Source organism: Zoogloea sp. (assembly GCF_030157465.1).
Classification (GTDB): Bacteria; Pseudomonadota; Gammaproteobacteria; order Burkholderiales; family Rhodocyclaceae; genus Zoogloea.
In genome coordinates, this window is record NZ_JAOAUU010000077.1 from 13,025 (window position 1) to 33,970 (window position 20,946).

The following is a 20,946-nucleotide window of genomic DNA, read 5'->3' on the forward strand; positions in this document are numbered from 1 at the left end:
GCATGGCCCGGTCAGCGCAGACCGCGGCCTTGCAATGCCACCAGAAACAATCCCAACAGGCTCTGGATCAGGTAAACGATACTGGAAACGCCATGCCATGCCGCAAAACGGCTACGCAGGGCACTTTCCATGACTTCGCGCGGAAATGAGTCTGCCTTGAGTTGGGCCAGAACCGGCTGAAGACCGAAGTAACTGGCCACCGTCAGCAGTAGCATCAGCAAGACCAACCAGAATACTGCGCTCTTGAACGCGGCCCCGTTTTTGCGGAGCGCCAGAAATACCAGCAGGTAAGCCGCAGCCGCCATACCGAGCCAGGCGACATAGGTAAACATCTGACCAGCCAGATTACCGGCAAGAGCACGGTCGTCCAGAACCCGAAACAGCGTGGGCGCGGCCAGATAGCCGATGGCCCACAAAGCCCCGACCCACAAAGTGATCAGGATGCTGTAAAGGTGCTCGGCTAAACGCTGCATCGGGAATGGGCTCAAACGTAGCGTACGTCGATCAATTCCAGTTCGCGCACCCCCTTCGGGGCCTGGACTTCGGCTACGTCGCCCGCGAACTTGCCAATCAGGGCACGCGCGATCGGTGACGTGATCGCAATCTTGCCCTCCTTGATATCGGCTTCGTCGTCACCAACGATCTGATAAGTCAGGGTTTCACCGGTATCCAGGTCTTCAAGTTCGACGGTCGCACCGAACACGCAGCGGCCGTCAGCATCGAGAAGCTGCGGATCGATGATCTGGGCGTTGGACAACTTGCCTTCAACCTCACGAATCCGCCCTTCGACAAAGCCTTGACGCTCCTTTGCTGCGTCGTACTCGGCATTTTCCGAAAGATCCCCGTGGGACCGCGCCTCGGCGATCGCTGCGATCACATTGGGGCGGTCCACTGTTTTCAGTCGCTGCAACTCTTGCCGCAACTTCTCGGCACCAGTAACGGTAAGGGGAACCTTGTTCATGCCTTGGCCAGCTCCGCATGGAGATCCTGCAGCGAATACGCCTCGAGGCCTGAAAGGTGTCGCATACCCATGCACGCTGCGCGGGCGCCTTCAATCGTGGTGTACACCGTGACCTTGGCGGCCAGGGCGCTGGTCCGGATCGAGCGAGAGTCAGCCACGGCCTGGCGCTTTTCCTCTACGGTGTTGACGACAAGACTGATCTCGTTGTTCTTGATCATGTCCACAATGTGCGGACGACCTTCGTTCACCTTGTTCACTTCCGATACCGACAGGCCAGCCGCGGTCATTGCCGCAGCGGTGCCGCGGGTCGCCACGACGGTGAAGCCGAGATCGATGAGTTCGCGCGCCACTTCGATCGCCTTCGGGCGATCTGCGTGCTTGACGCTGACAAACGCCTTGCCGGAAGTCGGCAGGCGCACCCCCGCGCCCAACTGACTCTTGACGAAGGCTTCGGCAAAAGTACGGCCAACGCCCATCACTTCGCCGGTGGACTTCATTTCCGGTCCGAGGATGGTATCGACGCCCGGGAACTTGACGAAGGGGAAAACAGCTTCCTTCACCGAGTAGTAAGGCGGCACGATCTCGCCGACGATACCCTGGTCATCCAGGCTGCGACCCGCCATGCAGCGGGCTGCAATCTTGGCCAGTTGCAGGCTGCACGCCTTGGACACAAAGGGAACGGTGCGCGAGGCACGGGGGTTCACTTCCAGCACATAGACCACGGCGGCGTCGCCCTGGCCCTGAATCGCGAACTGGACGTTCATCAGGCCGCAAACGTTGAGCGCACGCGCCATCGCTTCGGTCTGGCGGCGCAGTTCATCCTGCAACTTGGCGGACAGCGTGTAGGGCGGCAGCGAACAGGCGGAATCGCCCGAGTGCACGCCGGCCTGCTCGATGTGCTCCATGATGCCGCCGATCATCACGCGCTTGCCGTCCGACAAGGCGTCGACGTCCACTTCGGTGGCGTCGTTGAGGAAGCGGTCGAGGAGCACCGGCGAGTCATTGGAAACCTTGACCGCCTCGCGCATGTAACGCTCGAGATCCTTCTGCTCATGGACGATTTCCATCGCCCGGCCGCCCAGCACGTAGCTGGGACGCACCACCAGCGGGTAGCCTATTTCAGCAGCCAGACGCACGGCATCTTCCGGCGTACGGGCGGTGCGGTTGGGCGGCTGCTTGAGGCCCAGTTCGAACAGCAGCTTCTGGAAGCGCTCGCGGTCTTCAGCCGCGTCGATCATGTCGGGGCTGGTGCCGATGATGGGCACGCCGTTGGCTTCGAGCTCACGCGCACGCTTAAGCGGAGTCTGACCACCAAACTGGACGATGACACCAACGGGCTTTTCGACGGCGACGATTTCGAGGATGTCCTCAAGGGTCAGCGGCTCGAAGTAGAGGCGATCGGATGTGTCGTAGTCGGTAGAAACGGTTTCCGGATTACAGTTGACCATGATGGTCTCGTAACCATCTTCCCGCATGGCCATCGCTGCGTGCACGCAGCAGTAGTCGAACTCGATACCCTGGCCAATCCGGTTCGGCCCGCCGCCGAGAACCATGATCTTCTTGTTGCTGGTCGGCTGAGCCTCGCACTCGTCCTCATAGGAGGAGTACAGGTAAGCAGTCGAAGTGGAAAACTCGGCTGCGCAAGTATCCACGCGCTTGTAAACCGGACGAACACCGACAGAGTGACGATGCAGTCGGACGGACGTTTCATCGGTCCCCAGCAGCTTGGCCAGACGACGGTCAGCAAAGCCCTTGCGCTTGAGCTCGCGCAGTTCTGCCGCACCAAGCCCCTTGAGCGAGCGGCCTGTCAGGGATTTTTCAGTGGTGATGATGTCTTCGATCTGAACCAGGAACCACGGATCGATGCGGGTCAGCGAATGAACCTGTTCGAGGGTCATGCCTTCCCGGAAGGCCTGGCCAACGTACCAGATGCGCAGCGAACCCGGCGCGCCGAGTTCGCGTTCGAGCTCGTCAGGATCGGTTTCGACTTCATCGAGGCCATAGACGCCGGTCTCGAGGCCGCGCAAGGCCTTCTGGAAGGACTCCTGGAAAGTACGGCCCATGGCCATGACTTCACCTACCGACTTCATCTGCGTCGTCAGGCGGTCGTTGGCCATCGGGAACTTCTCGAAGGCAAAACGCGGAATCTTCGTGACGACGTAGTCGATGGACGGCTCGAAGGACGCCGGGGTCGCTCCACCGGTGATGTCGTTCTTCAGCTCGTCAAGGGTAAAGCCGACTGCCAGCTTGGCCGCCACCTTGGCGATCGGGAAACCGGTGGCCTTCGAGGCAAGCGCCGACGAACGCGACACCCGCGGATTCATCTCGATGACGATCATGCGACCGTCTTTCGGGTTGATCGCAAACTGAACGTTGGAACCGCCAGTATCAACGCCGATCTCGCGCAGCACCGCGATGGAGGCGTTGCGCAGGATCTGATACTCCTTGTCGGTCAGCGTCTGGGCCGGGGCGACGGTGATCGAGTCACCGGTATGCACGCCCATCGGATCGAGGTTCTCGATGGAACAGACGATGATGCAGTTGTCCGCGGTGTCGCGAACCACTTCCATCTCATATTCCTTCCAGCCGATCAGGGACTCTTCGATGAGGAGTTCGTTGGTCGGGCTGGCTTCGAGGCCGCGCTTGCAGATCTCGACGAACTCTTCGGGATTGTAGGCAATGCCGCCGCCAGTACCGCCGAGCGTGAAGGATGGGCGAATAATGACCGGGAAGCCGATTTCGGCCTGCACCTGATTCGCTTCTTCAAGACTGTGGGCAACGCCGGAACGCGCGGAGCCGAGACCGATCTTGGTCATGGCATCCTTGAACTTCATGCGGTCCTCGGCCTTGTCGATGGCCTCTTCCTTGGCACCGATGAGTTCGACGTTGTACTTGGCGAGCACACCGTGCTTGGCGAGATCAAGCGCGCAGTTGAGCGCCGTCTGGCCGCCCATGGTCGGCAGCACTGCGTCGGGACGCTCTTTTTCAATGATGCGCTCGACAACCTGCCAGGTGATCGGCTCTATGTAGGTGACGTCGGCCGTTTCCGGATCGGTCATGATCGTAGCCGGGTTCGAATTCACCAGCACGACCTTGTAGCCCTCTTCGCGCAAGGCCTTGCAGGCTTGTGCGCCGGAGTAATCGAATTCACAGGCCTGGCCGATGATGATCGGGCCGGCGCCAATGATGAGAATGGTCTTGATGTCTGTACGTTTGGGCATAGTTCTTCAGCGACTGGATTGCAGATGGCCAGAAAAAGGCGCGCCTTGGCGCGCCGGCATGGCGATCAGCTTCAGCCCCTCGCCTCCATCAGCGAAATGAATCGGTCGAACAGATAGGCCACGTCGTGCGGGCCCGGGCTGGCTTCCGGGTGCCCCTGAAAGGAGAAGGCCGGCACATCGGTGCGGGCCATACCCTGCAGGCTGCCATCGAACAGCGACACGTGAGTGACGCGGACGTTGGCCGGCAGCGTAGCGGCGTCGGCGGCAAAGCCGTGGTTCTGACTGGTGATGAGCACCTGGCCGGAATCGAGATCCTTGACGGGGTGATTGGCACCGTGGTGGCCAAACTTCATCTTGAGCGTGCGCGCACCTGAAGCCAGAGCGAGAAGCTGGTGCCCCAGGCAGATACCGAAGGTCGGGATACCCTTGGCCAGGATTTCAGTGATCGCGGTGATGGCGTAATCGCAGGGCTCCGGATCGCCGGGGCCGTTGGACAGGAAGACGCCATCCGGATTCAGTGCAAACACCTCGGCAGCCGGGGTTTGCGCCGGCACGACGGTCAGACGGCACCCACGCTCGGCAAGCATGCGCAGGATGTTGCGCTTGACGCCGTAGTCGTAGGCGACCACGTGGAAGCGCGAACTGTCGGGAGTGACATACCCCTTCCCGAGCCTCCATTCACCTTCGGACCACGGGTAAGGCTCGGTGGCCGAAACGACCTTGGCGAGATCCATGCCCGAAAGCCCCGGAAACGCGCGGGCCTGGGCCAGTGCGGCTTCGACGTTCAGATCGGCTGATGTCGCTGCGGTGACGATGCAGCCACTCTGGGCACCTTTTTCACGCAGGATGCGGGTCAGCTTGCGGGTGTCGATACCGGAGATGGCGACGATGTTCTCGGATTTGAGGTAGGCGTCGAGCGACTGCTCGCTACGCCAGTTTGACGCCACCAGGGGCAGATCACGGATCACCAGGCCGGCCGCGAAGACTTTGCCGGCCTCGCAGTCTTCACGGTTGATGCCGGTATTGCCGATATGCGGATAGGTGAGCGTAACGATCTGGCGACAGTAACTCGGATCGGTGAGGATTTCCTGATAACCGGACATGGAAGTGTTGAACACCACCTCGCCGGCTGTCGTTCCTATCGCCCCGATGCCTTTACCGTAAAACACCGTCCCGTCGGCAAGAGCAAGAATGGCGGGCGGGAAAGCTGACACGGCGAACTCCTCGAAATCTTGTGATTGGACGACAGACATGCGTAGCAGGACTACACATGAAAAACGGGATCAGCCGCATCGGCCATCCCGCTATGAAACTTTCTAATTATAGCCTGCAGAGACCTGTTCGGGCAAACATGGCAGAAGGAAAACTGACAGAACGCTGACAAGGCTAGGCCGATTTCCGCGCCCGCCGCAACACTCCGGCCAGATTACCCAGCTCGGCCAGCAGCAACGGCAGCTCGCGCTTCACGCCGGCCGCATCACCGTCCTTGGCAACCAGTTCGAGCCGCTGGGCTGCAGCGACAGCGCCGACCGCATTGAAAACACCGGCAGAACCCTTTATCGAGTGTGCCAAATTCCGGATTGTCGTCAGGTCGCCCTTCTTTTGCGCGTGCTCGAGATTTTGCCTGTTGCGCTCGAAATCACTGAAGAAAAGACGGATCAGCTGCTGCAGCGCCACCTCGTCACCATCGAGCAGATCGCGCGTCGCGCCGAGGTCGGCAACCGAAAAGTCGGCCTTCGCAACATCCACACCACTTTCCTGCTGCAAGTCGGGCTCGATATCTGCGAAGCCGGCTTCGCCCATCACCCGTTCAATCACCGCATGCAACTCGATGGGCTTGATCGGCTTGGCAATGTAGTCATCCATACCGGCCATCAGACAGCGATCCCGGTCACCCTGCATGGCGTGGGCGGTCATGGCGACAATAGGCGTGGAGCGCCACTTTCCGCCGGCAGCCCAGCTGCGGCGCGCCTCGCGAGTGCGGATCGCCTGGGTGGCTTCCAGACCTCCCATCACGGGCATCTGGACGTCCATCAAAATGATGTCAAAGCGCTCCCTGTCGAAATAATCCAGCGCCTCCTGCCCGTTGGCCGCCACGATGAGGGTATGACCGACCTTCTCGAGCATCTTGACAGCCACCGTCTGATTCACCGGATTATCCTCGACCAGCAGGATTCTGAGATGGCGCGGCTGGCCGGCCCCGATCGGCGCGTAGGCCTGGGTCTGGGCTGCATCGAAGGACTGTTGGCGCTCCTCGTCGACCGCCTCGCCTTCCAGGGTCAAGCTTAAGGCGTCCAGCAAATCGGATCGGGAAAAAGGCTTGATCAGGCGCGCTCCGACATGCAGGTTTTCGCACTTGACCGTATCGCTGCGTGAGCTGTTGGCATTGAGCAGCATGATCAGCCGGTCGAGTCGCGGCCAACCCTTGATCATCGTTTCCGCCAGCGCATAACCACCAGGCGCAGGCATTGCTGCATCCATCAACACCCAGTCGAAAGGGGTATTGGCCTTGTGGGCAGCACCCAGCAACTCCTCGACGGCCGCCCCGCTCCCGGCCTCCTGCACTTCGAGACCGATCAAATCGAGCTGTTTGCCGACGCAGTGCCGCAAAGCGGCGTTCGAGGCCGCCACCAGCACCCGCCGCGCGCCAAACCGGGGCAGAGTGACCAGCCTTGCCTGACCGGCACCGACGCGAACCGTAAAACGGAAAGTACTGCCTGCACCGGGTTTACTGTCCAGCGTGATCGTGCCACCCATCAACTCCACGATGCGGCGACTGATTGCCAGGCCAAGCCCGGTACCGCCATACCGGCGTGTCGTCGATGCGTCAGCCTGGGAGAAAGCACCGAAGACGAGATCCTGCTTGTCCTCGGGAATGCCGATGCCGGAATCCCTGACAGCGAACTCGAGACTCACCTCCCCTGCCTCCTCGCCACAGAACAGGACGGAGACTTCAACTTCACCCTGCTCGGTAAACTTGATCGCATTGCCGACCAGATTGGTCAGCACCTGGCGCAGCCGGGTCGGATCGCCGACCAGCACCGGCGGAATTTCCGGGCTCACGTAGTAGAAACATTCGAGCCCCTTCTGGTAGGCCCGCAAGGCGAGCGACTTCATCATGTCGCCCAGCAGGCTCGCGAGCGAAAAGCCGACCATCTCCAGGGTCAGATGCCCGGCCTCGATCTTCGAGAAATCCAGCACGTCATTGATGATGCGGAGCAGCGAGTCAGCCGAGCTCTTGACGGTCAGCAGGTATTCCCGCTGTTCCACATCCAGCGAGGTGTCCAGCATCAACTCCGTCATGCCGATGATGCCGTTCATCGGAGTGCGGATTTCATGGCTCATGTTCGCCAGGAAATCGCTCTTGGCACGGTTGGCTGCTTCGGCCTGCTCCTTGGCATGAAGCAACTCCAGCTCGGCACACTTGGCGTTGGTGATGTCCTGATAGGTGCCGACCATTCGCATCCAGCGGCCATCCGGCCCACGACTGGATGCCCGACCACGCACCAGCATCCAGCGCCAGCCACCGTTTTTGCGGGCAACGCGGAACTGGGTTTCAAAGTAATCGAACTCACCGCGCAGGTGAACGTGGAGCTGGGTCCGGGTAACTTCGAGGTCGTCGGAATGAATCAGCGGCAGCCAGTCCTCGAAACGCCCCGAACACTCGGACTCGTCATAGCCGAGCGAATCGCGCCAGTTGTCGTCCATGACGATCTCACCCCTGGAGAGATCCCAGTCCCACAGGCCTCCATCGGTGTTGTGCATCGCAAGTTCAAGACGTTCGCGGGTCTCCCTGAGCTTGCGCTCGGCCTTTTCACGACCCGCCAGAATCTCACCGACAAGATCGATTATCTGCCCACTGGACGCACTCTCCACGTCAAACGGAATGCCGAGGCGCCCATTGGCGACACTCTCGGCCAGAAAGGTGCGCAGGGCGCGCCCGATTTCGGCATCTGACGCAGCGGGATCGACTTCGGAACGGGTCACGTCATCAACAGGTGAGAGTGAATCATCAAAAAAAAGGCGTATCAGACCCGCCGATACGCCTATCACGGAGCTGGCTACCATAACGGCATGCCACGCCCATTCTTGAGTCCCGGCCCTACCGGGATTACCTCAGACCCAGCACGTCCTGCATATCGAAAAGACCGGCCTTGCGCCCGGCGATGAAACGCGCCGCACGGAGGCTTCCGGAAGCGTAAGGCATGCGGCTGCCGCTCTTGTGGGTAATCTCGATGCGCTCACCGATCCCGGCGAAAAGAACCGTGTGATCGCCGACGATGTCACCACCGCGCACCGTGGCAAAGCCGATGGTCTGGCCGTCACGCTCGCCGGTCACGCCCTCCCGGCCGTAGATTGCGCAGGACTCCAGATCACGCCCGAGCGCCCCTGCAACCACCTCGCCCATGCGCAGGGCGGTGCCCGACGGCGCATCGACCTTGAGGCGGTGATGGGCCTCGATGATTTCAACGTCGTAGCCTTCGTTGAGGATGCGCGCAGCCATGTCGAGCAGCTTGAACACGGCGTTCATGCCGACCGCCATGTTTGGCGCAAAGACCACCGGAATGTGCTCCGCCGCCGAGGCGATTGCCGCCTTGCCCTCGGCCGAGAAACCGGTCGTGCCGATCACCATGCCGCAACATGCGGCACGAGCCAGTTCGAGATGCCGGAGGGTGGCTTCCGGACGGGTGAAGTCGATCAGGCAGTCGGCCTTGGCGAGGCCCGCAGCCACGTCACTGGTGATCGCCACGCCACAGGGCAGGCCGGCCAGCTCACCGGCATCTTTGCCGATGAACGGGCTGCCAGGATGCTCGAAGGCCGCAACCAGGACGAGATCGGAGGATTTGAGGGTGGTTTCGACAAGCATCCGACCCATGCGTCCGGACGCACCGGCAATCGCGATACGAACTTGATTCATGTGTTCCCCGGAATTGAAGGATTTGGGAGAGAGAAAAGATGAGGGCAGATAAAGACAGTCAAGGTAAAGGCCGCAGCCCTGGCCTCACTGCGCCCCGGGCTGTGCCTCCTCGGCACGGACATCGCCTTCGAGGCGCGCCAGCCGGCCGTCCTCGAAGACAACTGCAAGGCGCCGCTCCTGCGGCTCACCCTTGCCAGGCAGAAAGCGATAGATGTAATCCCAACGGTCAGAGTGAAAGACATCGGCCACCAGCGGCGTGCCCAGCACAAAGCGCACCTGCTCGCGGGTCATGCCCGGTTTGAGCTGGGCGACCATGTCCTGGGTTACGTAATTGCCCTGCCGCACATCGATCCGGTAGGGCTTCACGAAATCACTGAGGGTGGTGACAGAGCAGCCGGAAAGTGCCGCGCTCAGGGCAGCAAGCACTGCCGCAACGGGCAGGGCGGAACAAATCTGTTTGCGCATGACGTTTCTGGGGGCGGACGCGAATACGACCGGCAGGCCGCATTCTCAACGAGGGGCAGAAACTATATCATACGGGGCTGGCCGGGCTCCCGGCCGCCATCTCCTGTTTTTCGGGGCCTCCATGTCCAGCAATTCCCAGAGTCTCAAAAGTATCGGCCTGAAGGCAACTTTCCCACGGCTAAAGATCCTCGATCTTTTCCAGAAAGCCGAAAACCGCCACCTGACCGCCGAAGACGTCTATCGCCTGCTCATCGCCGAAGACATGGATATCGGCCTGGCCACGGTTTACCGGGTGCTTACCCAGTTCGAGCAGGCCGGCCTGCTCGAACGCCATTACTTCGAATCCGGCAAAGCTGTTTTCGAGCTGAACGAAGGCAATCACCACGACCACCTGGTCTGCCTGCAATGCGGCAACGTCGAGGAGTTCTTCGATCCCGAGATCGAGGACAGGCAAAACAGGATCGCCGCAGAACGCGGCTTCAGCGTGCGTGCGCACGCTCTTTACCTGTATGTGGATTGCACCAAAACCGACTGCCCCCACAAGCCGGCAGCAGGGCAGCACACCAGCAGCACCCGCTAGGACTTCCAGCGGCGCCGCCGCCACATCGCCGCAGAAGCATTCCTTGCACCGCCAGCCCTCGTCGCATTAGCGAAGATTGCTGACCGAGGCCGGAACAAGCGGCCTGGCAGAACGAGCTGAATCCGCCCGTCTAGCCCTGCAGGCCGAGCATTTCTGCTGCGTGGCTGCGGGTTGTGTCGGTGATGTTCACACCACCGAGCATCCGCGCGATTTCCTCGATTCGGGCGCCGGCATCGAGCTGCCTTACGCTCGACAGGGTCTGGCCTTCGCGGGTTTCCTTGGCGATCGACCACTGCCAGTTCGCCTGGGCCGCCACCTGCGGCAGATGGGTGACGCACAGCACCTGTCGATCGTCACCGAGCTGCCTGAGCAGCCGTCCGACAATCTCCGCCACACGACCGCCTATCCCTACATCCACTTCGTCGAAAATCAGCGTCGGCGTGGCCGCGTTGCGGCTGGTGATGACCTGGATAGCCAGGCCGATGCGCGACAGCTCGCCTCCCGAGGCTACCCTGGCCAGCGGACGCAGCGGCTGGCTGGCGTTGGCGGTCACCAGAAACTCGACGGTTTCCAGCCCGCTGGCACACCCTTCCTCGACCGCCCGCAGCGCTATATCGAAGCAGCTTCCTGCCATGGCAAGAGACTGCATCGCCTCGGTGACGGCCGCCGACAGCTCGGCGGCCACCTTCTGACGCGCGCCGGAAAGCTTCTGCGCGACCCCCATGAAAACGCCTCGTGCCGCAGCCTCTTCGCGGGCCAGCGCCTCCGGATCGGATTGCCGGGTCAGCCGTTCGAGGCGAGCGATACTCTCCGCCAGCACGTCCGGCAGGCCTTCCGGCGCGACACGGTACTTGCGCGCCGCGGCGGTCACCGCCTGGATGCGCAGGTCGATTTCCGCCAGCCGCCCCGGATCGAGATCGAGGCGGTCGCGGTAACGGCGCATTGCATGCAGCGCTTCATCGAGCTGAATGCTGGCGCTGCCGAGAAGCTCCTGGACATCGGTCAGCTGCCCGTCATGCTGGGCCATGTCGGCAACGCGGCCGAGCAGGCGTTCGAGCTGCGGCGCCAGCGCGTACTCGCCATCCACCAGCCCGTCGAGGACTTCGGCGCTGCCTTCGATGAGGCTGGCTGCGTGGGCGAGACGGGCCTGCTCCTGGTTAAGCGCGTTCCACTCGTCGACGTCGAACGCCAGTTCACGCAATTCACTGACCTGCCAGCCAAGAAGCTCACGCTCCCTTTCGGTGGACGAGGCGCCCTCCTCCGCCGCTTCACGGGCACGCCGCAGCACAGACCAGGCGCGGTAAAGCTCCGCCACCTCGGCCGCCCGGGCAGCGAGGCCGCCGTGGGCATCGACCAGCGCGAGCTGGGCGTCGGTGCGCAAGAGTGCGTGGTGGGCATGCTGGCCGTGGATGTCGGCCAGCCACTCGCCGGCCGCACGCAACTGGGTCAGCACCACCGGCGAACCGTTGAGCCAGGCCCGCGAGCGGCCACCGCTCTCGAGCACCCGGCGGAGCAGCACGCTGCCATCCGAGGCGTCGATTTCCTGCTCGGCCAGCCAGTCCCGCAGGGGGCTCCCGGCCGGCAGGTCGAAGTCGGCGACGATCTCCGCCCGAGCCTGCCCCGTGCGCACCATGCCCGCCTCGGCCTTGCCGCCCAGAGCGAGCCCGAGGGCATCAAGAAGAATGGATTTACCGGCACCGGTTTCACCGGTAAGGGCGCCAAAGCCGGAATCGAACTCGAGTTCGAGCTGATCGACGATAACAAAATCGCGAATGGAGAGATGACGCAGCATGAATAAAGCGAATGGATGACTCGGTCAGCTATGGCGGGGCGTGGAGCTCCAGTGCAGCTTCTCGCGCAACATTGCGAAATAACTGTAGCCCTCGGGATGCAACAGGCGAACGCTGTGGGGCGAACGGGTGATCCGCACGGTGTCGCCCGCACGGGTGTCGTAGCGGGTCTGGCCGTCGAAGTGAACGCGGGAGTCGTGGGGCGGCAGCAGGACGATGTCGATCCTGCTGGTGTCCGGCAGCGTGATTGGCCGCGCCGTGAGTGTATGGGGACACATCGGCACCAGCGCGATGCCCTCGACGCTGGGATGCAGAATCGGGCCATTGGCCGACAGCGCGTAGGCTGTCGAGCCGGTGGGCGTGGAGATGATCATGCCGTCGGAACGCTGGGTGTATACGAACTCGTCGTCGATGCGCAGGTCGAATTCGATCATGCGCCCCAGATCTCCCTTATTGACGACGACATCGTTGAGGGCCACTGTATGAAAGACCCGCTGGCCGTTGCGCAGCACTTCCGCATCAAGCAGGATGCGGGATTCCTCGGCATAGCGACCGCGCAGGATTTCACCGATTTTCTCGAGAGCCACCTCACGGGAGATGTCCGTCAGAAACCCGAGCCGGCCCTGATTGACGCCCGCCAGCGGCACGTTGTATTCGGCAAGCCGGCAGGCGCTGTTGAGCAGCGTGCCGTCACCGCCGAGCACCACGGCCAGATCCGCGTGGCCGCCGATCTCCTCGTAGGTGGCAACCGAAAATCCGGCACTCAATCCAGTGGAACTTGCCGTACCCTGTTCGATCAGCACATTCAGCCCCAGATTGCGCAGATAGTCGGCGAGGCGGAGCACGGCCTCAGCCACTTCGGGGCTCTGGTATTTGCCTATCAGTGCGATGGTCTTGAATTCGCAGGTCATGGATCGATTAAACCACATTCTTCTGCGCCGCCGGCAAATCGCACGGCCCACCACGCGCTTGTTCTTCTCATGATCGCCAGCCTTCCTTAGAATCCCTGCGAACCTCCAAAGTTGCAACCATGACCAGCCTCGACCAACGCTCGCAAATCCTCCTCAAGACCCTGGTGGAGCATTACATCGCCGAAGGCCAGCCCGTCGGCTCGCGTGCGCTGTCCCGCTACTCCGGGCTCCAGCTCTCGCCAGCCACCGTGCGCAACGTGATGTCTGATCTGGAAGAGCTCGGCTTCATCACCAGCCCGCACACATCCGCCGGACGCATCCCCACGGCCCTCGGCTACCGGTTCTTTGTCGACAGCCTGCTCACCGTGCAGCCGCTGGGGCTTGGCCAGCTGCAGGAGCTCAAAGGCCAGATCCAGCCGGGCGAACCGCAGCGCGTCATCAGCGCCGCGTCGCAGTTGCTGTCGGGTCTGACCCACTTCGCCGGCGTCGTCGTCTCGCCCAGACAGGACGCGCTCAAAATACGCCAGATCGAATTCGTCAGCCTGTCGGACACCCGAATCCTGCTGATCCTCGTCACCACGGCGGGCGACGTGCAGAACCGCATCCTGTTCACCAAGCGCGGCTACAGCCCTTCCGAGCTCGTCACGGCGGCCAACTATCTCAACCAGCACTTCGCCGGCTTCGCCTTCCACGAAATCCGCCACCGCATCCAGGACGAACTCAAGCAACTGCGCTCGGACATGACCGAGCTGATGAGCGCTGCCGTCGAGGCCGGCAGCGAGGTTCTGGAAGAAACCCAGTCAACGTATGTCATCTCCGGCAAAACAAACCTCCTCGACGCCGAAGACCTGTCCTCGAACATGGCCCGCCTGCGCGACCTGTTCAAGCTCTTCGAGCAAAAGACCGGCCTGATGCAATTGCTCGACATCTCCAACCGGGCTCAGGGCGTCCAGATCTTCATCGGCGGCGAAAGTGGCCTCAGCCCTCTCGACGACTGCAGTGTCGTCACCGCGCCCTACGAGGTGGACGGCCAGCTCGTCGGCTCGATCGGTGTCATCGGCCCTACCCGCATGGCCTACGAGCGGGTCATCCCCATCGTGGACGTCACCGCCCGCCTCCTCACCAGTGCCCTGTCGGGCCAAAACTAGAAAGCCTTTCCGATGACCCGATTCTGGCAAGAGCCAGCGTACACCCATGGTCAGACGCCGCGCACCGGCATTCTGATCGTCAATCTCGGCACGCCGGCAGCGCCCACGGCCGCGGCCCTGCGCCCCTATCTCAAGGAATTTCTGTCCGACCCGCGGGTCGTGGAAATCCCGCGCCTGCTCTGGTGGCCCATCCTCAACGGCATCATCCTCACCGTCCGGCCGGCCAAGTCTGCCAAAAAATATGCCAGCGTCTGGACAGACGAAGGCTCTCCACTCAAGGCCCACACCGAAAAGCAGGCCAAGCTGCTGGCCGGCTACCTGACCCAGGCCGGCGAGCGCGAGCTGGTGGTGAATTGGGCCATGCGCTACGGCCAGCCGTCGATCCGCAGCCAGCTCGACGCCATGCGCGCCGCCGGCTGCACACGCATCCTGGTCGTGCCGCTCTACCCTCAATTCGCCGCCAGCACCACCGCAACGGTCATCGACGAAGTCGCCACCAGCCTGCGCCACTGGCGCAACCTGCCTGAAATCCGCTACGTGCGCAGCTTTGCCGACGACCCGGGCTATATCCAGGCACTGGCCGCATCGGTGCATGAACACTGGAAGAAAAACGGCCAGGCCGACCGTCTGGTGCTGAGCTTCCACGGCATTCCGCGGCGCTCGCTCGACCTGGGCGACCCGTACCACTGCGAGTGCTACAAAACCGGCCGCCTGCTCGGCGAAGCCCTCAAGCTTCCGCCCGAGCGGCTGATCGTCAGCTTCCAGTCACGCTTCGGCAAGGCAGAATGGCTCAAGCCCTATACCCAGCCCACGCTGGAAGAACTCGCCCGCACGGGCGTCGGTTCGGTGGACGTGATGTGCCCGGGCTTCGTTTCCGACTGCCTCGAAACCCTCGAAGAAATCAACATGGAATGCCGCGAAGCCTTCCTGCATGCGGGCGGCAAGCGCTTTGGCTACATCCCCTGCCTGAATGAACGGCAGGACTGGATCGAAGCGCTGATGGCCCTGTCGCTGCGCCAGATGGGCAACTGGGTGACCGAAGCCCGACCCGCCCAGGACACCCTTGCCCGCCAGGCAAGCCGGGCCCGCGAACTGGGTGCCCGCGCGTGAAGGCCCCGCAAAAACAGAAATGTCTGCCGGAGAAATGAAATGAAACTGATCCTGCGCTGGATACTCAACGCGGTCGCGCTGATGCTGATCCCGGAACTGGTGTCGAGCGTAAAGGTGGACAGCTACACCGCGGCGCTGATCAGCGCCGTGTTGCTGGGTTTCGTGAATGCAATCATCCGGCCGCTGCTCATCCTCATCACCCTGCCCATCACCATCCTGACCCTCGGCCTATTCACGCTGGTGATCAATGCACTGATGTTCTGGGCGGTATCGGGCCTTGTACAAGGCTTCGTGGTGCCGGATTTCTGGACGGCGTTCTGGGGTGCTCTGTTATATAGCGTCCTGACCTGGATGGTTGGCCTGGCCCTGGCCGACGACAGGAACTGAGCCTGCCGGGCCTGCGTACAACACGGCACGCAAGCCCGGGCCGTGTTGTGCGCGGGTCAGTGCGCTCCGCTCGCGGGAACACCCGCAGCGCGGCGACGGGTCGCCTTACGACGGACAGCACCCGGATCGAATGCGCCCACCAGCTTGCCAAGCGCCGAAGAGCGTGCATCCATGGCCATCTGGAAAGCTCCGTCCTCGCCATATTTCTTGACTGAAAACTTCACCCGCTTGCGCCGGCCATCAGGCAGGGGCCACGACGCCACCCAGAACCAGCGCTGCTTTTCTTCAGGCAGATCGCGGGTTTCCGAAGCGCAGTAGCGACACACGCCGACCACGCCCGAGCGGTTGTTCTTTTTGACGATGTTGGAGTATTCCTGCATCGAAAGCGGCGGGTGCGCGGCAATGATTTCGTCGCGATATTCCTTTGCCGCCGCAAATGAACGCGGCTTGCCGCCAAACACCCCGTCACTGAAATGTTTCCGGTAAATAACTCCGCGCCGCTGGATGGTCACCAGCCAGCCGTGAGTGCGACTGGTTTCGTTATCCACCCGACTGATTCCATAAGTGCTGCCTCGGCTCACAGGCCACCTCCCAAGGTTCCGCGAAGACATCGCGACTCAGGAAGCGATTTCGGCCAAATTGGGGAGAACTTTAGTTGTCTGCACCACGGCCCCGGCAAGGGACCGCTTGAAAGTCGTGCCCCCCACCCCATCTAACTGACTGGACATCCACGACCTGGCGCCACGATCATGAGCGAAGCACTCCTTGTTCCTTGCCCCCACTGCCACGCACTCAACCGGGTTCCGGCCGACAAGCTGAACGACAACGGCACCTGCGGACGTTGCAAGCACAGCCTGTTCGCCGGCGCGCCTGTCACCCTGACGGCTGGAAACTTTGCCGCCCACGCCGAACGCAGCGACCTGCCGCTGCTTGTGGATTTCTGGGCGCCCTGGTGCGGGCCCTGCCGCAGCATGGCTCCAGCCTTCACAGCGGCAGCCACACAGCTCGAGCCACAGGTAAGGCTGGGAAAGGTCAATACCGAGGAAGAACAGGGGCTGGCAGCGCGTTTCGGAATCCGCAGCATTCCAACCCTGCTGCTGATCCGCCACGGCCGCGAGATCGCCCGGCAGGCCGGCGCAATGAGCACAGACGACATCCGCCGCTGGACGCTGTCCAAGCTGGGGTGAAATGCTGAGTTTTTACGCGCCCGATGGCGCAGCACCTCAGTTGTCGAGGAGCTGCAGTTCCATGCCGAAACCGCTGGCGGTAATACGCTCGGCGGGAGCACCGGTTTTGGCCAGCTCCCGGTAGGCGCTCCCGAGCCGGCGCGCCACAATCGTCACAAGGCGGCGGCGGAAAGCATCCTGGCACTCGTCCGTCGCCAGCGAGAGCGCCGCCGGATTGAGTTCGAGATAGGTGGTGGTCGTGGTGGTGACCGCGGTGTACATGTGCTTGTGGTCCTGTTCGTCGAGGTAGGCCAACTCGCCGAAAACCTCGCCGTAAGACACCTCGCTGACCCGCTGGCCATCCACCGAAACCTCGACTCGCCCGTCGATGACGATCCCGAAGCGCTGGTCCGAATCACCTTCACGCATCAACAGCGTGTTGGAATCCGATTTCCGCCAACGGGAAAAACGCAGGATCTCCCAGATTTCCACGTCTTCGAATTCCGTGAAAAACGGCATCTTGCGCAGGATGGAATAGCGGGTGTTGTCGACCGGCACCGAGGTGTCGTCGAGAATCTTGTAGCGAACCGCAGACAGATCCTTCGCAAAATCGGCACCGTTCTTGTAGCGGGAATAGAGATCCTTCTCCAGCGCCTTGCGAATGACCTGGTCGAGTTGCTCAGGCAGTTCGGAATTGATCTGCGAGACCAGCGGAGGCTCGGTGTTGATGATCTTGTAGATCAGCTGGGCCGGGTTCTTTGCCCTGAAGGGCAGGCGCCCGGTAAGCATGTGAAAGAGCACGACCCCCAGTGAGAACAGGTCGGTCTTCTGGTTGAGCGGATAGCCCTTGATCTGCTCGGGGCTCATGTAGGCCGGCGAGCCGACGCCCATGATGAAGGTGGAATCCGACGCGCTTTTCTTGCTGATGTTGAGCGCCAGACCGAAGTCGGTGATCTTTACGTTGTCGTGCTCATCAACCAGGATGTTGGCCGGCTTGATGTCGCGGTGAACGATGCCCTGCCGGTACGCGTAATCGAGGGCCATCGCGCACTTGAAGATCATGCCGATCGTGCGATGGAGCGGCAGGAGATTCTGGAAGCTGCAGTAATGCTCCAGGGTCGTGCCCGGAAAATACTCCATGACGAGATAGGCGTAATCCTTCTCGACCGTCGTATCGAAGACCTTGATGATGTTGGGGTGATCCAGACGGCGGGAAACATCCATCTCGGCGCGCAGCAGCTTGAGCAGGCGCCGGTTCCACTTGGCCGTGTCCTTGGATTTGTCGTCGAAGCGGATCAGCTTGAGCGCGACATTTTCGGGGTACTGCGGATGCTCAGCCAGATAGACCGTGGCCGTAGCACCGCGGCCGACCTCACGGACCAGCTTGTACTTGCCGATTTTTTCAGGTGTTTTTTCCATACCTGCTTTACGCCGCAGAGTCCGTAAAGATGACCGGGACCAGCCCGGAGTGGGTTGATTTTACACTTGCTTCGCCTGCTTTCCGGTAACGACTTCAATGCGCGCGGAAATAGCTCTTGAAATTTTATCCTTCCGCCCCCAGTTAGTGCGAGTCAAAAAAAGGAGCCGTTACCCATGCAAGATCAAGAAACCCCTCTGAGCCCCGAGAACAAGGCCGCGCCGGAGCTTGTGGAGAACGTCGCCGACACCGGTGCCGAAACGCAGACGCCCGTTGCCGACGTGCCGGGTATCGACACCCTGCCCAGCCTTGCCGAGCTGCTCCGCCAGGCCGAACTGAACGCCGCCGAGCACCACGACGCCTGGCTGCGCGCCAAGGCCGAGACGGAAAACGTCCGCCGCCGCGCCCAGGACGACATTGCCAAGGCCGGCAAATTTGCCGCCGACAAGTTCGCCCAGGCCATGCTGCCGGTCAAGGACAGCCTCGAAGCCGCCCTCGCCACCGACAACGCCACCCTCGAAACCCTCCGCCAGGGCGTCGAACTCACACTCAAGCAGCTCGCTTCTGCGTTCCAGAGCGCCAACGTCACCGAAATCAACCCGGTCGGCGAAAAGTTCGACCCCAACAAGCACCAGGCCATCAGCGCCCTTGAGGCCGACGGTGAGCCGAACACCGTGATCACCGTGCTACAAAAGGGCTACCTGCTCCATGAGCGCACGATGCGCCCCGCACTGGTCATCGTCTCAAAAGCAAAACCCGCCGCTTGAAACCGGCCACAGCATCCCCATATTCGTTAGCAAGCCAGGGCGCCGAGACGATCGGCCGCCACGTCAAACAGAATTCGAACTGAAGGAACTTTCATGGGCAAGATTATCGGCATCGACCTCGGCACCACCAACAGCTGCGTTTCCGTGATGGAAGGCGGCAAGCCAAAGGTCATCGAAAACTCCGAAGGTGCGCGCACCACCCCGTCCGTCGTGGCCTATGCCGACGACGGCGAAATCCTGTGCGGCGCGCCGGCCAAGCGCCAGGCCGTCACCAACGCCAAGAACACCATCTACGCAATCAAGCGCCTGATCGGCCGTCGCTTCGAAGAAAAGGAAGTACAGAAGGACATCGACCTGATGCCCTTCACCATTGCCAAGGCCGACAACGGCGACGCCTGGGTTGAAGTGCGCGGCAAAAAAATGGCCCCGCCGCAGGTTTCTGCCGAAGTGCTGCGCAAGATGAAGAAGACCGCCGAAGACTACCTCGGCGAAGAAGTCACCGAAGCCGTCATCACCGTGCCGGCCTACTTCAACGACAGCCAGCGCCAGGCCACCAAGGACGCCGGCCGCATCGCCGGCCTCGACGTCAAGCGCATCATCAACGAGCCGACCGCGGCCGCGCTGGCCTTCGGCCTCGACAAGAACGAGAAGGGCGACCGCAAGATCGCCGTCTACGACCTGGGTGGCGGCACCTTCGACGTGTCGATCATCGAGATCGCCGACGTCGATGGCGAGAAGCAGTTCGAGGTGCTGTCCACCAACGGCGACACCTTCCTGGGCGGCGAAGACTTCGACCAGCGCATCATCGACTACATCGTCACCGAGTTCAAAAAAGAGCAAGGCGTCGATCTCAAGAACGACGTGCTGGCCCTGCAGCGCCTCAAGGAAGCCGCCGAAAAGGCCAAGATCGAGCTGTCCTCCGGTCAGCAAACCGAAATCAACCTACCCTACATCACCGCTGATGCCACCGGCCCGAAGCACCTGGCGCTGAAGATCACCCGCGCCAAGTTCGAGTCGCTGGTCGAAGAGCTGGTCGAGCGCACCATCGAGCCCTGCCGCATCGCCCTCAAGGACGCTGGCGTCAAGGTTTCCGACATCGACGACGTGATCCTGGTCGGCGGCCAGACCCGCATGCCCAAGGTCATCGAGAAGGTGAAGGAATTCTTCGGCAAGGATCCCCGCCGCGACGTGAACCCGGACGAGGCCGTCGCTGTCGGCGCCTCCATCCAGGGCGGCGTGCTGCAGGGCGAAGTCAAGGACGTGCTGCTCCTCGACGTCTCCCCCCTGTCCCTGGGCATCGAAACCCTGGGCGGCGTGATGACCAAGCTGATCCAGAAGAACACCACGATCCCGACCAAGGCCTCGCAGGTGTTCTCCACCGCCGACGACAACCAGTCCGCGGTCACCATCCACGTGCTGCAGGGCGAGCGCGAGATGGCCAACGGCAACAAGAGCCTCGGCCAGTTCAACCTGTCCGACATCCCGCCGTCGCCGCGCGGTATGCCGCAGATCGAAGTCACCTTCGACATCGACGCCAACGGCATCCTGCACGTGTCCGCCAAGGACAAAGCCACCGGCAAGGAAAACAAGATCACCATCAAGGCCAACTCCGGCCTCTCCGATGAAGAGATCCAGGCCATGGTGCGCGACGCCGAAGCTCACGCCGAGGAAGACAAGAAGGCTCACGAACTGGTCGATGCCCGCAACCAGCTCGACACCCTGGTTCACTCCGTGAAGAAGGCCCTGGCCGAGCACGGCGACAAGATCGGCGACGACAAGGCCAAGATCGAAACCGCCATCGCCGAAGCCGAAGAAGCCATCAAGTCCGGCGACAAGGCCGCCATCGACGCCAAGAGCGAAGCGCTCGGCACCGTCAGCCAGAAGCTCGGCGAGCACATCTACGCCCAGGCCCAGGCCGAAGCCGGTGCTGCCGGCGGCGCAGGTGCGGGAGCAGGTGCTTCTGCCAGCGGCGCCCAGTCCAATGATCCGGACGTGGTGGATGCCGAATTCACCGAGGTGAAGGACAAGAAGTAAGCCTGTCCGGTTCAAAAAGCCGAACCGACAAACCCGGCCGAGCCATGCCGGTGCATCGCGCACCGTGCGGC

General features: G+C 62.0%; 18 protein-coding genes. 7 read left to right on the forward strand and 11 right to left on the reverse strand.

Annotation, left to right across the window (positions count from 1 at the left end; all coding sequences use genetic code 11):
- Positions 1–11: 11 nt before the first annotated feature.
- The 7 genes from Q1W26_RS10010 to Q1W26_RS10040 form a co-directional block, all read right to left on the reverse strand.
- Positions 12–473: a DUF4149 domain-containing protein gene (locus tag Q1W26_RS10010; RefSeq protein ID WP_300439279.1), complete on the reverse strand. Its 462-nt coding sequence runs from the start codon at positions 471–473 to the stop codon at positions 12–14.
- 11 nt (positions 474–484) lie between these two features.
- Entirely contained in the window at positions 485–961 is a 477-nt protein-coding gene (greA, locus tag Q1W26_RS10015) for a transcription elongation factor GreA (protein ID WP_300439282.1), read from the reverse strand.
- Positions 958–4,182: a carbamoyl-phosphate synthase large subunit gene (carB, locus tag Q1W26_RS10020; RefSeq protein WP_300439284.1), complete on the reverse strand. Its 3,225-nt coding sequence runs from the start codon at positions 4,180–4,182 to the stop codon at positions 958–960. The genes greA and carB overlap by 4 nt, the downstream gene beginning before the upstream one ends.
- Positions 4,183–4,253: 71 nt before the next feature.
- The gene (gene carA, locus Q1W26_RS10025; protein ID WP_300439287.1) at positions 4,254–5,396 is read right to left on the reverse strand and encodes a glutamine-hydrolyzing carbamoyl-phosphate synthase small subunit; all 1,143 of its coding nucleotides are present in this window, start codon (positions 5,394–5,396) and stop codon (positions 4,254–4,256) included.
- A gap of 172 nt (positions 5,397–5,568) precedes the next feature.
- Positions 5,569–8,250, reverse strand: coding sequence for a response regulator (locus tag Q1W26_RS10030; RefSeq protein WP_300439290.1), 2,682 nt, complete (start codon positions 8,248–8,250; stop codon positions 5,569–5,571).
- A 43-nt stretch (positions 8,251–8,293) separates the two neighbouring features.
- Positions 8,294–9,100, reverse strand: coding sequence for a 4-hydroxy-tetrahydrodipicolinate reductase (dapB, locus tag Q1W26_RS10035; protein WP_300439294.1), 807 nt, complete (start codon positions 9,098–9,100; stop codon positions 8,294–8,296).
- 84 nt (positions 9,101–9,184) lie between these two features.
- Positions 9,185–9,565 carry an outer membrane protein assembly factor BamE gene (locus Q1W26_RS10040; protein WP_300439297.1) on the reverse strand — a complete coding sequence of 127 codons (381 nt, stop codon included), beginning with the start codon at positions 9,563–9,565 and terminating at the stop codon, positions 9,185–9,187.
- Positions 9,566–9,686: 121 nt separating this feature from the next.
- Here Q1W26_RS10040 and fur point away from each other — a divergent pair, with 121 nt between their 5' ends.
- Positions 9,687–10,145, forward strand: a complete 459-nt coding sequence (fur, locus tag Q1W26_RS10045) for a ferric iron uptake transcriptional regulator (RefSeq protein ID WP_300439300.1) — start codon at positions 9,687–9,689, stop codon at positions 10,143–10,145.
- A 130-nt stretch (positions 10,146–10,275) separates the two neighbouring features.
- On the opposite strand, the gene recN is transcribed toward fur, so the two are convergent.
- Positions 10,276–11,937, reverse strand: a complete 1,662-nt coding sequence (recN, locus tag Q1W26_RS10050) for a DNA repair protein RecN (RefSeq protein WP_300439303.1) — start codon at positions 11,935–11,937, stop codon at positions 10,276–10,278.
- A gap of 24 nt (positions 11,938–11,961) precedes the next feature.
- Entirely contained in the window at positions 11,962–12,846 is an 885-nt protein-coding gene (locus tag Q1W26_RS10055; RefSeq protein WP_300439306.1) for an NAD kinase, read from the reverse strand.
- 119 nt (positions 12,847–12,965) lie between these two features.
- On the opposite strand from Q1W26_RS10055, the gene hrcA reads away from it, so the two are divergent.
- Genes hrcA through Q1W26_RS10070 form a run of 3 tightly spaced genes read left to right on the forward strand, consistent with a single transcriptional unit; the run spans position 12,966 to position 15,491 of the window.
- Positions 12,966–13,994: a heat-inducible transcriptional repressor HrcA gene (gene hrcA / locus Q1W26_RS10060; protein WP_300439308.1), complete on the forward strand. Its 1,029-nt coding sequence runs from the start codon at positions 12,966–12,968 to the stop codon at positions 13,992–13,994.
- A 12-nt stretch (positions 13,995–14,006) separates the two neighbouring features.
- Positions 14,007–15,104: a ferrochelatase gene (hemH, locus tag Q1W26_RS10065; RefSeq protein ID WP_300439311.1), complete on the forward strand. Its 1,098-nt coding sequence runs from the start codon at positions 14,007–14,009 to the stop codon at positions 15,102–15,104.
- Between the two features lie 39 nt (positions 15,105–15,143).
- Positions 15,144–15,491, forward strand: a complete 348-nt coding sequence (locus tag Q1W26_RS10070) for a phage holin family protein (RefSeq protein WP_300439314.1) — start codon at positions 15,144–15,146, stop codon at positions 15,489–15,491.
- Positions 15,492–15,547: 56 nt separating this feature from the next.
- Here Q1W26_RS10070 and Q1W26_RS10075 read toward each other — a convergent pair whose 3' ends face one another.
- The gene (locus tag Q1W26_RS10075; protein ID WP_300439317.1) at positions 15,548–16,039 is read right to left on the reverse strand and encodes an AP2 domain-containing protein; all 492 of its coding nucleotides are present in this window, start codon (positions 16,037–16,039) and stop codon (positions 15,548–15,550) included.
- A 201-nt stretch (positions 16,040–16,240) separates the two neighbouring features.
- On the opposite strand from Q1W26_RS10075, the gene trxC reads away from it, so the two are divergent.
- A complete protein-coding gene (trxC, locus tag Q1W26_RS10080) occupies positions 16,241–16,678 on the forward strand; it encodes a thioredoxin TrxC (RefSeq protein ID WP_300439320.1) in 438 nt (145 codons plus the stop codon).
- A 36-nt stretch (positions 16,679–16,714) separates the two neighbouring features.
- On the opposite strand, the gene Q1W26_RS10085 is transcribed toward trxC, so the two are convergent.
- Positions 16,715–18,076: a serine/threonine-protein kinase gene (locus tag Q1W26_RS10085; protein WP_300439323.1), complete on the reverse strand. Its 1,362-nt coding sequence runs from the start codon at positions 18,074–18,076 to the stop codon at positions 16,715–16,717.
- Between the two features lie 174 nt (positions 18,077–18,250).
- Here Q1W26_RS10085 and grpE point away from each other — a divergent pair, with 174 nt between their 5' ends.
- A complete protein-coding gene (gene grpE / locus Q1W26_RS10090) occupies positions 18,251–18,841 on the forward strand; it encodes a nucleotide exchange factor GrpE (RefSeq protein ID WP_300439325.1) in 591 nt (196 codons plus the stop codon).
- Between the two features lie 93 nt (positions 18,842–18,934).
- The gene (gene dnaK / locus Q1W26_RS10095; RefSeq protein ID WP_300439328.1) at positions 18,935–20,875 is read left to right on the forward strand and encodes a molecular chaperone DnaK; all 1,941 of its coding nucleotides are present in this window, start codon (positions 18,935–18,937) and stop codon (positions 20,873–20,875) included.
- The last annotated feature ends 71 nt before the right edge of the window (positions 20,876–20,946 follow it).

Coding starts and splice junctions, on each gene's coding strand:
- Q1W26_RS10010 (WP_300439279.1), bottom strand. CDS start 473: ATGCAGCGTTTAGCCGAGCACCTTTACAGCATCCTGATCACTTTGTGG.
- greA (WP_300439282.1), bottom strand. CDS start 961: ATGAACAAGGTTCCCCTTACCGTTACTGGTGCCGAGAAGTTGCGGCAA.
- carB (WP_300439284.1), bottom strand. CDS start 4,182: ATGCCCAAACGTACAGACATCAAGACCATTCTCATCATTGGCGCCGGC.
- Q1W26_RS10030 (WP_300439290.1), bottom strand. CDS start 8,250: ATGGTAGCCAGCTCCGTGATAGGCGTATCGGCGGGTCTGATACGCCTT.
- dapB (WP_300439294.1), bottom strand. CDS start 9,100: ATGAATCAAGTTCGTATCGCGATTGCCGGTGCGTCCGGACGCATGGGT.
- Q1W26_RS10040 (WP_300439297.1), bottom strand. CDS start 9,565: ATGCGCAAACAGATTTGTTCCGCCCTGCCCGTTGCGGCAGTGCTTGCT.
- fur (WP_300439300.1), top strand. CDS start 9,687: ATGTCCAGCAATTCCCAGAGTCTCAAAAGTATCGGCCTGAAGGCAACT.
- recN (WP_300439303.1), bottom strand. CDS start 11,937: ATGCTGCGTCATCTCTCCATTCGCGATTTTGTTATCGTCGATCAGCTC.
- Q1W26_RS10055 (WP_300439306.1), bottom strand. CDS start 12,846: ATGACCTGCGAATTCAAGACCATCGCACTGATAGGCAAATACCAGAGC.
- hrcA (WP_300439308.1), top strand. CDS start 12,966: ATGACCAGCCTCGACCAACGCTCGCAAATCCTCCTCAAGACCCTGGTG.
- hemH (WP_300439311.1), top strand. CDS start 14,007: ATGACCCGATTCTGGCAAGAGCCAGCGTACACCCATGGTCAGACGCCG.
- Q1W26_RS10070 (WP_300439314.1), top strand. CDS start 15,144: ATGAAACTGATCCTGCGCTGGATACTCAACGCGGTCGCGCTGATGCTG.
- trxC (WP_300439320.1), top strand. CDS start 16,241: ATGAGCGAAGCACTCCTTGTTCCTTGCCCCCACTGCCACGCACTCAAC.
- Q1W26_RS10085 (WP_300439323.1), bottom strand. CDS start 18,076: ATGGAAAAAACACCTGAAAAAATCGGCAAGTACAAGCTGGTCCGTGAG.
- grpE (WP_300439325.1), top strand. CDS start 18,251: ATGCAAGATCAAGAAACCCCTCTGAGCCCCGAGAACAAGGCCGCGCCG.
- dnaK (WP_300439328.1), top strand. CDS start 18,935: ATGGGCAAGATTATCGGCATCGACCTCGGCACCACCAACAGCTGCGTT.